Raw genomic sequence first — 15717 nt, 5'->3', positions numbered from 1 at the left:
CCTCTCTATGGGGTGCTAGCCGTCTCGCCGGTCACCGGGATGATCCAGCTCCTCACGAGCTTCCGCAGCTCGCTCGGCGCGAACGGCTTCTCCATGCAGCGGTTCTTCACCCGGCCCAGGAAGGCCCGCGCCATGGGCGTGAAGGCGCCTCCCGTGAGGAACACCATCCGCTCGGCCTGCTCCGGTACCAGGCGGGAGATCTCCTCGTACAGCTCCATGCCGCTCATCTCCGGCATCATGATGTCGCAGAGGATGAGATCGTAGCGCTCGCCTCGGATGAGCTGCGCCAGTGCCTCCCGCCCACTCGTCAGCGCCGTGACGTCGTGCTCCTGCTTCAGGGCCCGGGCGATGGCCACACCGATCAACGGCTCGTCGTCCACGCTCAGGACACGGCCCCGGCGCAAGGCCACCGGAGCAGGAGCCGCGACAGACGACGCGGAGACGGGCTGGGTGTCAACGGCGGGGAGGATGACGCGGAAGACGCTCCCCTGTCCCAGCTTGCTCTCCACTTCCATCCGGCCGTTGAACCCCGTGACGATCCCCAGGCAAATGGAGAGGCCCAGCCCCGTCGTCCCTCCCGGCCGGAGCGACAGGAAGGGCTCGAAGATGCGCTCGTGGAGTTCCTGGGGGATGCCCTGGCCCGTGTCACGGATTTCAATGATGGCCAGCCCTTCCCTCCGCCGCGTGACGACGCGGATCTCGTGGCGTTCCACGGCTCCCTCGGGGATGGCGTGGGCCGCGTTGACGAGCAGGTTGAGGAACACCTGTCCCAGCCGGGCCTCCTGCGCCTCCACCACCAGCGGGTCCGTGTACTCCCGAACCAGCCGCGCGCGGTGACGAATCTCATTCGAAGCCAGGCGCACCGAGTTCTCGAGCACCTGGTGCACATCCACCCGCGTGCTGCGCGTCTCCCGCTCCACCTGGGAGAAGAGCTTGAGCTGCTGGGTGATCTCGTGAATGCGCTGGACGCCCTGCTGCGTCTCGGAGACCAGCGCGCGCAACTCCTCCCGCTGAGCCACGTCCACTCCGAGTCCCGGGAGCAGGTCCTTCTCCAGATGGGAGAGGTTGGCCATCACATAGGCGAGCGGGTTGTTGAGCTCGTGGCCAATCCCCACGGCCAGCGTCCCCAGGGAGACCATGCGGTCCGAGAGCATGAGCCGGGCATGCATCTGCCGGCGCTCGGTCAAGTCGCGCGCGATCCACATCGAGCAGGGCTTGCCGTCGAAGGTCACGGGGAAGTGGGCGACCTCCACGGGCACGGCCCCACCGGAGAGGCGCACGAAGCGCAGCTCCCTCATCGAGCGCGCTCCCGACAGCCTCTCCTTCATCACGGGCAGGAGGATCTCCCGGTCCTCCGGGTGGATGACGGTCTCCAGCTCCAGCCCCGACCTGCCCGTGAACTCGTCCGCGGAGCTGCCGCCCAGCATCGCGACGAGCGCGGCGTTGGCGTAGATGAGCGTCTTCTGGTGCCACACGGTGATGGCGTCCGGGAGCTGCTCGATGAGCTCCCGGAAGCTCGACTGGGAGCGGCGCACCGCCTCCATCATGCGCCCGTGCTGGAGGGTGTATCGGATGGCCCGCTCCAGCAGCTCGGCGGAGAGCTGTGACTTCACCAGGAAGTCGGAGGCGCCAGCTTCCTGGGCGTCGTGATCGATCGCGCTGTTGCCGGCACCCGTCAGCAAGATGACGGGCACGAGGCAGCCGCGGCTCCTCGCTTCTCGCAGCAGCTGGATCCCTGTCCACGAGCCCAGGTGATAGTCGAGCAACGCCACGTCATGGCGCGCTTCGCCCAGGAGTTCGAGGGCCCGCTCGGGCTCGTCGCACCAGTCGAGCACCACCCTCTCGAGGCCAGCGCCGTTCAGCGCTTCTCTCACCAATACATAATCGTCCTCATCATCCTCGATGAGGAGAACGCGAATGGGCGACTGGCTCATAGGGTGGAGGAAAGCCCCCCCTGCGAGTGTACGAGGGGCAGGGTGATGGTGAAGGTCGAGCCGTTTCCGGGCGCGCTCCGAGCGACGATGGTGCCACCGTGGCGCTCGACGATCTTGCGGCAGATGGCCAACCCCAACCCCGTGCCCTCGTACTTGCCTCGCCCGTGCAACCGGTGGAAGAGGTTGAAGATCTTGTCGGCGTGCTTCTCCTCGAAGCCGATCCCGTTGTCCTGCACCTGAAGCGAGCAGCGCCCGGTCTCCTTGTTCAGCGAGGCCTCGATGGAGATGCGCGGTGGCTCTCCCTCCCGCCGGAACTTGAGGGCGTTGCTCAGCAGATTCTGCAGGAGCTGCCGCATCTGGGTGTGATCGGCCTCCAGCGCTGGCAGCTCGCCCACGGTAACGACGGCCTTCGACTGCTCGATGGCCACCTCGAGATCGCTCAGGACCTCGCGCGTGATGGAGGCCAGCTCCACCCGGGTGAAGGGCTGGGCCTTCGAGGTGACACGAGCGAAGGCGAGCAGATCGTCGATCAGCCTGCGCATGCGCGTCGCGGCGTTCTGCATGCGCTCCAGGTAGTCGAGCCCCTCGGGGCTCAGCGCGCCCGTGGCCGAGGACCTCAGCCGCTCGCCGAATGACTGAATCTTCCGCAGGGGCTCCTGGAGGTCATGCGAGGCCACGGAGGCGAAGCTCTCCAGCTCGCGGTTGGACTGCTGCAGCTCGCGGTTGGACTGCTCCAACTGGAGCTGGGCCGTCTTGAGACCGGTGACGTCGGTGGTGATCATCGTGAAGCCCACGATGCGGCCCGCGTCGCGAATGGGCCCCACGCGCACCACGTACCACTGAGGCCCGGCGTCGGTGTAGGAACGGATATCGTACGAGTCGGGTACTCCCGTCTCGAGCACCTTGCGGTAGATGGCCCGGCACCGCTCGTGGTCGGCGGGGAGGATGAAGTCGTAGACGCTCCGGCCGATCACCTGCTCGTACGTCAGACCCGGGGTGGTGAAGTTGATGAAGCGGATGCGCTCGGAGGTGTCGGCGGTCATCATCATGTTCTGCGACTGCTCGACGAGCGCCTCGATACCAAACTTCTCCACCGAAGAGAGGCGGCGCGTCTCGAGCAGACCCGCCAGCTCATTGAGCGCCTGGGCCACGCCTCCGAGCGAGCCCTCTCCCACGCGGCACCGGATATGGGGCTCGTTCGTCGCCAGCCGGGTGATGAACTGGATGAGTTCCTCAGGGGTCGTCTCGGCCCCACCCCCTGTTGAATCCTTCATCGCCTCCTGAGTCATCTGACTGGCTCCCCTCGAAGACGTAACACCGTGCGGTTTGAACACGTGCGGACGCGAAGTGAAGCGCGGCCGCCGGTTGGCTCGGTCCCCCCGAAGCCATGTACACTGCGCATCAACATATCCTGCATGCGAGGGGGCAGGCACATGCCGCAATGGGACCATCGGGCGGATGTCGTTGTGGTGGGAACCGGGGCTGCGGCGTGCGCGGCCGCGGCGGCTGCGGCGGACCGAGGGGCCTCGGTCGTCATGCTCGAGGCAGCGGACGCGGCGGGAGGCACCACACGCCGCTCTGGTGGCGCCTACTGGATCCCCAACAACTCGCTCATGCGCGCGCATGGCTTCACCGACCCACGCGCGGATGCCATCAAGCTGATGGCGCGGTTGTCCTATCCCATGCTCTATGACCCGGCTCAGCCCCGGCTCGGGCTCCCCAAGCTCCAGTACGAACTGCTCGCGGCGTTCTACGACAATGCTTCGCCCGCGATCGATCGGCTGAGGCAGCTGGGCGCGCTGGATCCCATCATCCTGCCCAACTACGGCTACTCGCCCAATCCGGTGACGGATCCGGACTACTTCGCGGAGCTGCCCGAGAACCATGCGCCCTATGGGCGCGTGCTGACGGCGAAGTCCCCCCCGGGCTCCACCGAGTTCCCGGGCCTCTATCTCTCCGAAGGCCTGCTGGCGCACCTGCGCAACCGAGGCGTGCCCATCCTCCTGAAGCACCGGGTAACGGATGTGGTGCGGAACGGGCGAGGCGAGGTGATCGGCGTGGAGGTGGAGAACAACGGCTCCACGCGGTTCATCCGCGGCAAGCGAGGGGTGATCTTCGCCACGGGAGGCTTCGCGCATGATCGGGACAAGCTGCGATCCTACTCGCGCGGCCCCCTCTTTGGCAGCTGCAGCGTCACCACGAGCAACGGGGCTTTCGTGGACATCGGCGCGCACGTGGGCGCCGAGCTGGGCAACCTGGCCAACGGCTTCTACTACCAGGCCGCCCTCGAGGACGCGGCGGCGCACGAGGGGTTCGTCGTCCGGCCGGACGCGCACGTGTTCTTTCCGTATGGGGACAGCACTCTCCTGGTGAACAAGTACGGCCGCCGGGTGGTGAACGAGAAGTCGCCGTACCACGTGCGCACGCAGAGCCACTTCGACTGGCGCCAGACGGAGTTCCCGAACCTGGTGCAGTTCATGATCTGGGACCAATGGACGGCCAACGAGCCCACCCCGTGGCCCTGGCGGGGCATCGTCCCGTTCCCAGGGCAGACGTCTCCGCTCGTGTTCCAGGCCGGGACGCTCGAGCAGCTCGCGCAGCGCATCCGCGAGCACCTGGACGCCATGCGTGGAGCGAGCTTCTTGAGCAGCGCCATCGTCCCGTTCGTGCACCTGTCGCCGGACTTCGTCCCCACGCTGCGCGCCACCATCGAGCGATTCAACACATTCGCTTCCACTGGAGTGGATCTCGACTTCCACCGTGGGGAGACTCCGATGGAGCAGGCCTGGCAGGGGCCGTCGCGCAGCACCACCGGCAACCGGACGATGTACCCGCTGACACTGAGCGGGCCGTATTACTGCGCGATCCTCGGCGCCGCGACGCTGGACACATCGGGTGGGCCAGTCATTGGCACGGATGCGAGGGTGCTCCGCCCCGATGGCACGTCCATCCCCGGGCTGTTCGGCGCCGGCAACTGCATCGCGTCTCCCACGGGCCAGGGTTACTGGGGTGCCGGAGGCACGATCGGGCCGGCGCTCACGTTCGGCTTCATTGCCGGGCGCAACGCGGCCACCAGTCCCACGCTGTCAGACTAGGGCACACTGGAGGACGTCCTCCGAGCGGAACCCGTGACTCATGGAGCCCGGGTTGGCCACGTGGAGCAGCGTCGCCGAGAGCGCATCGATCAGCACCAGCCGGCGCTGGTCCCCTCCCGGACGGCCCGTGCGATAGTCGATCGCCAGGCCTCGGAGCTCTCTATCAGTCTCTCCCACGGTGGCCCCTCCCCGAATCCCCTTCCCGGCGAGCACCCAGCTGCTCTCGGGCCAGTGATCCTTCCCACTCGAGCCGTCATACGTGGGCGCCCGTCCAAACTCACTGCCAATGACCATCGTGGTCTGCTCGAACAACGAGCCCCGCGCGGTGTGCACCGACTTCAGGGCATCCATGAACCGTGCGATGTCATCGAGCGCGGGAACGAGCCGCCGCCGCTGAATCTCCAGGTGTTCCTGGTGTGCATCCAGATACAGCGTGGGAGTCGAAACGGTGACAGCCTTGGCAAAGTTGCCCTGGAGCGCATGGAGCGCGAGCTGAAGCTGAGGCCCCAGCACCGGATCCTGGAACCTCGGCGAGTGCTCCGCCGTGGACACCAGCCGCCCGAGCGCATCGTCTTGCAGATGCCGACGCGATCGGAGCCAGGACCCGAGCCGCTCCGCGCGCACTCTCGGATCGAGCAGCACCTGGGCTAGCTCGGTGGACACAATGGCGGACTCAGGCGTGTCCTCGGATCCAAAGTCCTCGGGAGACGCCCCGAGCGCCAGGTGAGCCATGGGCGCATCTCCGGGAAGCGAGGCCCCCAGCAGCTCCCCCAGCCAGGGAGCACGGGCGGAGGCCTTCACCCGGCCCCGCCGGACGAAGCGCTCCCCCAGGGGATGGGCCAGCGTTTCGGTCCGCACGCCGTGCACGAGACACAGCTCGGCATCGTGCCGGCTCAGCGCTCCCATGAGCGGACCGAACAGGCGATGCGAGCCCTGCCTGCGCTCGTCGGGGCGGTAGCCAGGCTGGATGCGATGCCCCGACGCCGTGGCGTCCTTGGGATCGACCGTCAGCACGCCATCGAGCCCACCCCAGAGGAAGATGTTCACGACATACTGGCGCGGTGAGGACCCCAGGAGCCCCTCTGAGACCGAGCCTTGCCCAGACAGCAACGTCCCGGCAGTCCCAGCCACCGCGGCCCCCAGCAGGGAGCGTCGCGTGAATCGGCTCATGTTCCCCTCCCGCTTCGGTCCCGCACTCGAAGGATACCGGGTTTCGCTCCCGAGGCGGTAACCCGCCAGGGGCATGGTGAATGGCATGTCGGGCCGCTCTGTCCTCCTCTGGGTGCTCGTTCCTTTCCTGGCACTGTGTGCGTGGGTGCTCTGGAGCTCACGCCCGGAGAAGCCCGCTGAGTCCCCTTCGCCTCAGGCGACACCTCCCACCCAGGCGCCTCGCCCCCCCCCAGTTCCCCCCTCCCGGACCTTTGGCGAGGGCTCGACGCTCCCTTCCCGCGCCCCTCCGCCCCCACCCATCACCATCCCCGAGGCCGAACCCCGGCAGGAGGCCTCCACCGGCACGGTCGACAAGGAGGACGTGCGCCGAGCCATCCAGACCGTCGTGCCGTTGATCCGCCAATGCTTCCAGGACGTCGCCGAGCGCTACTCCGGCCCCCAATCGGTGACCCTGCGCTTCACCATCGAGGGCCAGGGGCTCACAGGCCACTTCAAGGACGGCGAGGTGGTGGACACCTCCATCCAGGACCCATTTGCCCTGGCCTGCTTCCTGGATTCCCTGCTGGATGTCCGCTTTCCAGCCCCGCGAGAAGGGGGCAGCGTCACCATCACCTACCCTTTCCGCTTCGAGCCCGGCTCGGATGCTGGCCGTTGAGCCCCCCTTTGCGTAAGGTGCGCTTCGTCCTTCTCTGCATGCTCGACCTCCTCAGGCACGCCTGATTCGCCCCGCATGCCCGCCACGATTGAACAGCTCGGACCCCAGCACACGGACGCCCTGCGGTCGTTCCTGGCGAAGGACTCGAAGCACAACATCTACCTGCTCGGGCTCTTCGAGGAGTTCGGCATCGTCCCGCGCGCGGGCCGGGCCCGCTTCGCCTTCCACGGCCGCTTCGACGGCGCCACCCTGACCGCCGCCCTCTTCGTGGGCGGTGACGGAGGCCTGGTGGTGCCCTCGGCGAACGATCCCTCCGCCATCACCGACATCGCCGAGACCCTGGGCAGCACCGTCAAGCTCCAGGCCTCGCTGGGCGAGAAGCCCGCCGTGGACGCACTGGTGCGCCTCCTGGGCCAGAACGCCAAGCCCCGGCTGTCCCGGGTGCAGCGCCTGTTCGCCGTGTCCGCCGACGATCTGGGCCCCTTCACCAACCCCACGCTGCGGCTGGCCAAGGAGGAGGATCTGCCTCGGCTCATGACCCTGGCACTGGGGGCCGTGCGCGAAGGGCTCGAGCGGGATCCGCTCTCGGAGGATCCAGACGGGTACGAGGCGCGCGTCATGCAACGCGTGCGAGGCCGCCGCACCTACGTGCTGGAGGAGAACGGGACGCTGGTGTTCAAGGTGGACATCGGCAGCCGCTCGCAGCACGGCGCGGAGTTGGAGGGCCTGTACACCCTGCCCGAGGAGCGCAAGAAGGGCCACGCCACGCTGTGCCTGGGGCAGATCTGCCGGCACCTGCTGTCCTCGCTGCCGAGGCTGGTACTCCGCGTGGATGAGAAGGACGAGAGCCTGGCCCGCATCGCGCGCAAGGTGGGCTTCCTGGCAGGCCGCGTGCAGCGGCTCGTGCTGCTGGAATAGGCTCCGCGCCGTCATGTCTCGCCCCACCCCCAACCGCCGCCCCCTCTCCGGAGAGGGCCCCGTCATCCTTCATTCCGCCACGGATCCCCGCTGGCTGCCGCTGGCGCTCGAGCGCTTCGACGAGGTGCTCATCGATCATGCGCACTGCGAGAAGAAGGCAGCGGCCAATGCGCTGTCCATGCTGCAGGTGTACCCGGATCTCCCCGGCCTGCCGGCGCAGATGGCTCGGCTGGCCCGCGAGGAGAGCGCCCACCTGGCCCGCGTGCTGGACCTGATGGCCGCGCGCGGACTGGTGCTCGGCAAGGACTCGGGGGATCCGTACGCCCAGGGGCTGCAGAAGCTCATCCGCACACCCTCCGCGGAGCGCAAGGTGGACCGGCTGCTGGTGGCCGGCATCATCGAGGCGCGCTCGTGTGAGCGGCTGTCCCTGCTCGCAGAGGGCCTGGAAGATCCGGCCCTGCGCCGCTTCTACGGCGAACTGGCTCAGTCCGAAGATGGACACCAGTCCCTGTTCTACCGGCTGGCCGTGACGGCAGGCGGAGACGAGGCGGCGGTGAAGGACCGGCTGGAGACGCTGCTGGCTCGCGAGGCGGAGATCATCGCCTCCATCGGCCTGCGCGCGGCGATCCACTGATTGATCAGGGAGAGTTCTAGCGTGCCCCACGGCACGTCGGTATCGTTCGAGCCCTCACTCACCCCTCAGCGAGAGAGTCCATGGCCCCCAACGTACCGACCGAAGAAGATCTCCACCGCGCGTGGCAGCGCGGCAGCACCCAGGACAAGTTCCTTCAGACGCTCTCCAACATGCTCGAGCAGATGTACCCCGCTTCCCAGCTGGGAGTGCACGTCATCCTGAGCACGGGCGGCATCCTGGTCGCCGGACAGCTCATCAGCGCGCAGTGGTACTTCGACCAGCTCGGGCAGCAGATGGCCAAGGCCCCGGCCCCGGCTCCTGCCCTGGGGAAGATCACCGACCGCTTCCGCGACGCCATCAAGACGGCGCTCGAGGCCAGCAACAAGGGCGAGAACGCTCAGTATGATCCGAACTTCGTCCACCTGAAGGACGCCAAGTTCTACGTCCCGGGCCAGCAGCCCATCCCCTCCAACCAGGAGGGCGTCCTGTGGCGCGGCCGCATCAGCGCCGTCGATGGCGTGACCATCGGTGGCCTGTCGGCCCAGCCCTAGGATTCCCGTCCGGCGCGGCCGGGAGCCCCAGAGCCCAGGCTCGAGGCCTGGGGCTCACCGCAGCGCCGGGTAGTCGATGTACCCCTTCTCTTCTCCCGCGAAGAAGGTCGCGCGGTCCGCCGTGTTGAGTGGACTGCCGCTCTGGTACCGCTGGGGCAGATCAGGGTTGGCGAGGAACGGCACGCCGTACGCCACGAGATCCGCTTCGCCCCGCGCAATCGCCTCGTTGCCCGTCTCGGCGCCGTAGCCCCCATTCACGATCAGGGCGCCGCGGAACTTCTCGCGCAGCAGCGGCGTGATGCGCGCCCCCTGACCGCCCACCTGCTCCGTCACGTGCAGGTAGCCCAGCCGGAGCTGGCTGAGCTGCTCCGAGATGTACGAGAAGGTCTCGACCGGGTTGCTGTCCGACATCGAGTACATGTTGAAGGTCGGGGAGAGCCTGTACCCCACCCGCTCCGCACCCCAGACCTGGATGACCGCCTCGGCCACCTCGAGCGGCAGGCGCGCGCGGTTCTGGATGCTGCCACCGTACGCGTCCGTGCGCTGGTTGGAGCCGTCCCGCAGGAACTGATCGAGCAGGTAGCCGTTGGCGCCGTGCAGTTCGACGCCATCGAAGCCCGCCGCCTTCGCGCTCGCGGCGCCATGCCGGAACTGCTCGACGATGCCCGGCAACTCGTAGAGCTCGAGCGCACGCGGCGTCACCAGCCGGGTCCTCCCGCGCGTGGTGAACACCTCGCCGTCCGGCTGGAGCGCCGAAGGAGCCACGGGCAGCACACCATCATGGAAGTCGGGATGTGACATGCGCCCCACGTGCCACAATTGGGCGAAGATCTTCCCACCCGCCTCGTGGACCGCGTCGACGATCTTCTTCCAACCGGCGACCTGCTCGGGCGAGTGGATCCCCGGAGTGCGGATGTAGCCGACACCCTGGGAGCTCACCTGGGTTGCCTCGGTGATGAGCAGCCCGGCCGAGGCCCGCTGGACGTAATAGGTGACGGCGAGCGGATTGGGGACATTGCCCTCCAGCGCGCGGCTGCGCGTCATGGGCGCCATCACCATCCGGTTCTGCAGTTCGAGGCTTCCGAGACGCAAGGGCTTGAAGAGGCTCGGGTATGCTTTCATGGCTTTCTCCTGGGCGGACAGGCAGTCCGCGTCACCGCGAGTGGCCAAGAAATGTCCGGCACGATATGGACGTGCCATGGCGATTCCTCCAAAAGAATTGACCGACCGTCCAAAGCAGGGGGACGAGCAGGCAACGGACGTCCTCGGGGACGTGCTGGACACGATGCGCCTGGCGACCCTCATGTATGGCCGCTTCGAGCTGAACGCGCCATGGGGACTCCAGCTGCCAGACAGCGGTGATGCGCACGTCATCGTCGCCGCGCGGGGCGGAGCCCAGTTGGTGATGAAGCCAGGAGGAGCCCCCGTCATCCTCTCCGCGGGCGACCTCGTCCTCCTGCCACACGGGGGAGCTCACGCGCTGAGGGATGCCGAGGACAGTCCGCTCCACGCCATCCACGGGACGAAGTGTCCGCGAGCCCGCACCATCGAGCCCGTCCGGCTCGGAGGGAACGGCGCCCGGACCACCCTCGTCATGGGGGCCTTCCAGTTCGGTGGCGCCCACCGCATCCTGCTCTTCGAGAGCCTGCCCCCCGTCATCCACGTCGCCGCGGATGAGGCCTCGGCCACGCCATTGTTGGCGTCGACGGTGCAGTTGTTCATCTCGGAGAGCGCCGCTCGCGCGCCGGGAACCACGGTCGTGGTGAACCGACTCGCGGAGGTGCTGCTCGTGCAGGCACTCCGCTCGCACATCGCGGGGCGTGACTGCCAGGAGCACGGCTTGCGCGCGCTGGCCGATCCCCCGATTGGCAGGGCGCTCTCGCTCATCCACGAGCGGCTCGCGGAGCCGTGGACGGTGGAGAGCCTCGCGGCATCCGTGGCGCTGTCACGGTCCGGGTTCGCGGCCCGCTTCAGCGCGCTCGTCGGGGAGCCACCGCTGGAGTACCTGGCGCGATGGCGGATGACGAAGGCTGCCCAGTTCCTGCGCGAGACGGATCTGTCACTGACCGAGATCGCGGAGCACGTGGGCTATCAGAACGAGGCCTCATTCAACCGGGCCTTCAAGCGCTGGGAGGGAATCGCTCCGGGAGCGTACCGGCGAACCCGCCGCGCCCAGGGGACGGACGGACCGGTCCCCGAGCAGCTCGCTCCCGCCCTCGCCGCGCGCTGAGCCCGACGAATTCAGGCTCACCGGAGCCCGGGAGCCCGGAGCCTGCCGCCCCTGCATCTGGAAGGGCCATACCACCGGCACCGCGAACACCAGGAAGGCCAGCAGCACCGCCGTCAGCGGCGTGCCCAGCCGGAAGAAGTCGGTGAAGCGGTAGTGCCCCGGGCCGTAGACGAGCACACAGCTGGGCTCCAGCGGGGTGATGAACGAGCAGCTCGCCGCCAGCGTGACGCCGATGGCGAACGGCCGCGCATCCACGCCCAGCTTCGCCGCCGCGCTCACGGCCACCGGCAGCACCACCAACGCCGCCGCCTGGTTGCTCATGGGTGCCGACAGCACGATGGTCAGCACCATCAACAGCGCCAGCACCGTCCGTGGCCCGCCATAGGCCCCCAGCTGCGCCGCCAGGTCGCCCAGCAACTTGCCCGCGCCGCTCACCTCCATGGCCACGCCCAGCGCCATCATCGAGCCGATCAGCAGCACCACCCGCCAATCCACCCGGAAGGCGATCCGCGCATCCACGCAGCCGGTGACGATCATCGCCAGCATCCCCGCCAGCCCCGCCACCGCCATCGGCATCACGTTGAGCGTCCCGGCCGCCAGCGCGCCCAGGAACAGGCACACCGCGAGCAGCGCCTTGCCGTACCTCGGCGGCTGGTACTCCACATCGCTGAGCACGAGCAGCGTGGCGCCGTCCGCCAGCTCGGCCACGCGCGCCCGCGGCCCACGCAGCAGCAGCACATCGCCCACCGACAACGGCATGGCCGACAGCGACTGCTCACCGAAGGTGCGCCCCAGCATCTGCAGCTTGGTGAGTCGCTGGATGGCCGGCTTGCGGTGCAGCGCCAGCGCCACCAATCCGTAGCGCTCCCCGAAGAGGACCTCCTTCAAGCTGCGCCCCAGCAACGGGCTGCCCGGTGGCACGCTCGCCTCGACCAACAGCGCATCCTTCGAGCCCAGCTCTCCGTCCCCCAGCTTCACGTCCGGGCGCAGATCGATGCCCTTCAGATCCTTCACCCGGAGGATGTCCTCGCGCTTGCCCTCGATGATGATGCGCTCGTCCCCCACCAGCCGGTACGTGGGCACCGCCGGAAGGGACTGCCCGTCCCGGATGAGGCCAATGACGCGCAGCCCCAAACCCTCGGTGATCTCCCCCAGCTCCTTGCCCAGGTACTGCGAGCCCGGGGGCAATACCGCCTCCGTGAGGTAGTCGCGCAGCGTCCACTCGCTCACCCCGCCCTGACCTACCCTTGCGGGTAGTAGGAGTGGACCCAACAGCACCACCACCAGCATACCCAGCACCACCACCGGCAGGCCCACCGGCGCCAATTCCGTCACGCCGATGCCCTTCATCCCCATCTTCTCCATGGCCGCCGAGGCCACGAGGTTGGTGGAGGTGCCGTACAGGAACACCATGCCGCCCAGCATGGATGCGTACGCCAGGGGCAACAGCACCTTGCTCTTGGGCACCTTGGCGCGGTGCGCCGCACCGATGGCCACCGGCAGGAAGGCCGCCGTCGTCACCGTGTTGGAGATGACGGAGGAGAACGCCGCCACCGCGCCCATCATCGCCAGCACGAACACCTGGTGCCCGTAGCGCGCGAAGAAGGCGAGCCGCTGGCCAATCAGCTGCACCACGCCCGTGGAGGCGAGCCCCTGCGTCATCGCCAGCAGGGTGAAGATGAAGATGACGGTGTCATTGCTGAACCCCTCGAAGGCCTGCTGCGGCGTGAGCACCCGGGTGATGGCCAGAAGACACACCACGGTCAGCGAGCTCACCTCGATGGGGATCGTATCCAGCGAGAACAGCACCAACGCGATGACGACGATGCCGAGGACAATGGCGATAGACATAGGTCCGCCAGCAACGTGGGCTCGGGTGTGTCTCCCGGCGAGCCCTCGACGCGGTGCATCGTCAACTAATGAAAGCGCCCTCGCTGATAAGTGAAATTAGAGGGCCCTGTTCACTCGGCAGGTTCTCTGCCGGACGGGTGTTGCTTTTAGGGGGTGGCTCCCTGAAGTTTTGTCCCTTGCCTCGTTGCTGCCGTCCGATGACTCGGCAACGGACCCTTATTGGGGGGGAATTCACTTGAGACAACGAGAGGAAACTTCCATGGCTTCGACGCAAATGGCGTCCGTGGGCAACGCGCCGACGAAGAATCAGACCCTGCTGCAGTGGGTGAACCGGTGCGCGCGGATGACGCAGCCGGACCGCATCGTCTGGTGTGATGGCTCCGAGGAGGAGAAGAAGCGCCTGACGGAGCAGGCGGTGAAGGAGGGCATCCTCATTCCCCTCAACCAGGAGAAGCGACCTGGGTGCTACCTGCACCGCTCCAACCCGAATGACGTGGCGCGCGTGGAGCACCTCACCTTCATCTGCACGCCCAACAAGACGGACGCCGGGCCCACCAACAACTGGATGGATCCCGAGGAGGCGTACACCAAGCTGGGCCAGCTCTTCGACGGCTGCATGAAGGGCCGCACGATGTACGTGGTGCCCTACGTCATGGGCCCGCTGGGCAGCCCCTACGCGAAGATTGGCGTGGAGCTCACCGACAGCATCTACGTGGCGCTGAACATGCGGATCATGACGCGCATGGGCAAGCCGGCCCTGGACATGCTGGGCGAGTCGGAGGACTTCAACCGCGGCCTGCACAGCACGGGCGACGTGAACCCGGACCGCCGCTACATCTGCCACTTCCCGCACGACAACACCATCTGGAGCTTCGGCTCGGGCTACGGCGGCAACGTGCTGCTGGGCAAGAAGTGCCTGGCGCTGCGCATCGGCAGCTACCTGGGCCGTGAGGAAGGCTGGATGGCCGAGCACATGCTCATCCTCGGCGTCACCAACCCCGAGGGCGTCACCACGTACGTGGCCGCGGCCTTCCCGTCCGCCTGTGGCAAGACGAACTTCGCGATGATGATCCCGCCCGGCGAGTACAAGGGCTGGAAGGTGGAGACCGTCGGCGACGACATCGCCTGGATGCGTCCCGGTCCGGACGGGCGGCTGTACGCGATCAACCCCGAGGCGGGCTACTTCGGCGTGGTGCCCGGCACCAACAACAAGACCAACCCCAACGCGATGGCCACCATCGCCAAGGACACCCTGTTCACCAACGTGGGGCTGACGCCGGACGGAGACGTGTGGTGGGAGGGCAAGGACGGCGAGGTGCCCTCCGAGCTCATCGACTGGCAGGGCAAGCCGTGGAAGCCGGGCAACGGCGAGAAGGCGGCGCACCCCAACAGCCGTTTCACGGCGCCGATGACGAACAACCCGGCGATCAGCTCCAAGGCGAACGATCCGCAGGGCGTGCCGATCAGCGCCATCATCTTCGGCGGGCGCCGCTCCAACACGGTGCCTTTGGTGCTCCAGGCCTTCAACTGGACGCACGGCGTGTTCCTGGGCGCCACGATGGGCAGCGAGACGACGGCGGCGGCCACCGGCAAGGTGGGCGTGGTGCGCCGCGACCCGATGGCGATGCTGCCCTTCTGCGGCTACCACATGGGGGACTACCTCCAGCACTGGCTGGACATGCAGAAGTCCATCACGCACCTGCCGAAGATCTTCCAGGTGAACTGGTTCCGGCAGGACAAGAACGGCAAGTTCGTGTGGCCGGGCTTCGGCGACAACATGCGCGTGCTCGAGTGGATCGTGAACCGCGTCCAGGGCCGCGTGCCCACCCAGGAGACGCTGCTGGGCTGGGTGCCGCGCAACGGGGACATCAACACCAAGGGCCTGGACATCTCGCCGGACACCATGGCCGAGGCCACCTCCATCAAGGAGGACGAGTGGAAGGCCGAGCTCAAGAGCCAGGAGGTGTTCTTCGAGCAGCTCGGCACCAAGGCGCCCGAGGCGCTGATGCTCCAGCGCAAGCTCCTCATCTCGCGGCTGGGGAGCTGATAGGCCCCATCTATCGAAAACCCGGACGGGCCGCGGTACACCCGTCCGACTGTCGGACGAAATGAGCCAGACGCTCGTCGTCCGACAGAGCGGCCTGTGCAGTCGGACGGCCGTCCGACTGGGCGGTCTGTGCAGTCGGACGACGTTTCTCAGAGCGTCGGACGATGGGGCGAGGACTACGTCCGTCCGACTGTCGGACGATTTCGGCGTAGCCACTTTCGTCCGACTGTCGGACGAATCCGCCAGATTGAATCCGTCCGACTGTCGGACGATTTCGGCGTAGCTGGCTACTTTCGTCCGACTGTCGGACGAATCCGTCGCCCCTCCAGTCCGGCTGACGTGAGGCTCTGGCCGCGAGCCCGACGGCGAGCACTGTAAGGAGCGCCCTCTTTCCCTGCCACAGGAGGCGCTGGTGCGCCAAAGCGCCGTCAGGGCGCTCTCTCCCTCAGAGAAAGGGGAGCGAGATCAGATGCATGGCAGGGGCCTGGACCTCTCGGCTGTCTTGAGTCTCAGAGGGTGTTGACCTTGGGTGAGCAGGCTCAACCTGTAGTGTTTCCCCAGCAGCCAACCTAGTACAAGGCAGGCACAGGCAGCCTGCCAGCCCCTTCTCTGGCTTGCTGCTGTGTCAGGTG

Annotated in this window: 11 protein-coding genes and 1 pseudogene; 7 read left to right on the top strand and 5 right to left on the bottom strand. The window is 67.4% G+C overall.

From position 1 onward, the window contains the following. Positions 1 to 5: 5 nt before the first annotated feature. Positions 6 to 1934, bottom strand: a complete 1929-nt coding sequence (locus KY501_RS43210; protein WP_224370159.1) for an ATP-binding response regulator — start codon at positions 1932 to 1934, stop codon at positions 6 to 8. Beyond that, complete coding sequence (locus KY501_RS43205; protein ID WP_224370157.1) at positions 1931 to 3208, bottom strand: sensor histidine kinase; 1278 nt, start codon at positions 3206 to 3208, stop codon at positions 1931 to 1933. Before KY501_RS43205 ends, KY501_RS43210 begins: the two co-directional genes overlap by 4 nt. A 159-nt stretch (positions 3209 to 3367) precedes the next feature. On the opposite strand from KY501_RS43205, the gene KY501_RS43200 reads away from it, so the two are divergent. After that, positions 3368 to 5029, top strand: a complete 1662-nt coding sequence (locus tag KY501_RS43200; protein ID WP_224370155.1) for an FAD-dependent oxidoreductase — start codon at positions 3368 to 3370, stop codon at positions 5027 to 5029. Here the strand turns inward: KY501_RS43200 and KY501_RS43195 are convergent. After that, entirely contained in the window at positions 5021 to 6199 is a 1179-nt protein-coding gene (locus KY501_RS43195; protein ID WP_224370153.1) for a DUF1501 domain-containing protein, read from the bottom strand. The genes KY501_RS43200 and KY501_RS43195 overlap by 9 nt on opposite strands. An 85-nt stretch (positions 6200 to 6284) precedes the next feature. Between KY501_RS43195 and KY501_RS43190 the strand changes: the two genes are divergently transcribed. The 4 genes from KY501_RS43190 (at position 6285) to KY501_RS43175 (ending at position 8957) form a co-directional block, all read left to right on the top strand. Further along, on the top strand, positions 6285 to 6854 hold the full coding sequence (locus KY501_RS43190; protein WP_224370151.1) for an AgmX/PglI C-terminal domain-containing protein: 570 nt from the start codon (positions 6285 to 6287) through the stop codon (positions 6852 to 6854). 75 nt (positions 6855 to 6929) lie between these two features. Further along, positions 6930 to 7772 carry a GNAT family N-acetyltransferase gene (locus tag KY501_RS43185; protein ID WP_224370149.1) on the top strand — a complete coding sequence of 281 codons (843 nt, stop codon included), beginning with the start codon at positions 6930 to 6932 and terminating at the stop codon, positions 7770 to 7772. A 13-nt stretch (positions 7773 to 7785) separates the two neighbouring features. Next, positions 7786 to 8406 (top strand): MiaE family protein, encoded by a 621-nt coding sequence (locus KY501_RS43180; protein ID WP_224370147.1) that lies wholly within the window; start codon positions 7786 to 7788, stop codon positions 8404 to 8406. 80 nt (positions 8407 to 8486) lie between these two features. Next, positions 8487 to 8957 (top strand): GvpU-like protein, encoded by a 471-nt coding sequence (locus tag KY501_RS43175; RefSeq protein WP_224370145.1) that lies wholly within the window; start codon positions 8487 to 8489, stop codon positions 8955 to 8957. Between the two features lie 54 nt (positions 8958 to 9011). Here KY501_RS43175 and KY501_RS43170 read toward each other — a convergent pair whose 3' ends face one another. After that, the gene (locus tag KY501_RS43170; RefSeq protein WP_224370143.1) at positions 9012 to 10079 is read right to left on the bottom strand and encodes an alkene reductase; all 1068 of its coding nucleotides are present in this window, start codon (positions 10077 to 10079) and stop codon (positions 9012 to 9014) included. On the opposite strand from KY501_RS43170, the pseudogene KY501_RS43165 reads away from it, so the two are divergent. Further along, positions 10000 to 11067, top strand: a pseudogene (locus tag KY501_RS43165) (AraC family transcriptional regulator); the annotation flags it as partial. The gene KY501_RS43170 and the pseudogene KY501_RS43165 overlap by 80 nt on opposite strands. Here KY501_RS43165 and KY501_RS43160 read toward each other — a convergent pair. Continuing rightward, complete coding sequence (locus tag KY501_RS43160) at positions 11062 to 13038, bottom strand: SLC13 family permease (RefSeq protein WP_224370141.1); 1977 nt, start codon at positions 13036 to 13038, stop codon at positions 11062 to 11064. The pseudogene KY501_RS43165 and the gene KY501_RS43160 sit on opposite strands and share 6 nt — an antisense overlap. Positions 13039 to 13297: 259 nt before the next feature. On the opposite strand from KY501_RS43160, the gene KY501_RS43155 reads away from it, so the two are divergent. Then, positions 13298 to 15085 (top strand): phosphoenolpyruvate carboxykinase (GTP), encoded by a 1788-nt coding sequence (locus KY501_RS43155; RefSeq protein ID WP_224370139.1) that lies wholly within the window; start codon positions 13298 to 13300, stop codon positions 15083 to 15085. The last annotated feature ends 632 nt before the right edge of the window (positions 15086 to 15717 follow it).

The sequence above is a fragment of the Hyalangium versicolor genome, assembly GCF_020103695.1.
Classification (GTDB): domain Bacteria; phylum Myxococcota; class Myxococcia; order Myxococcales; family Myxococcaceae; genus Hyalangium; species Hyalangium versicolor.
This window is presented reverse-complemented; position numbering and strand designations above follow the sequence as displayed.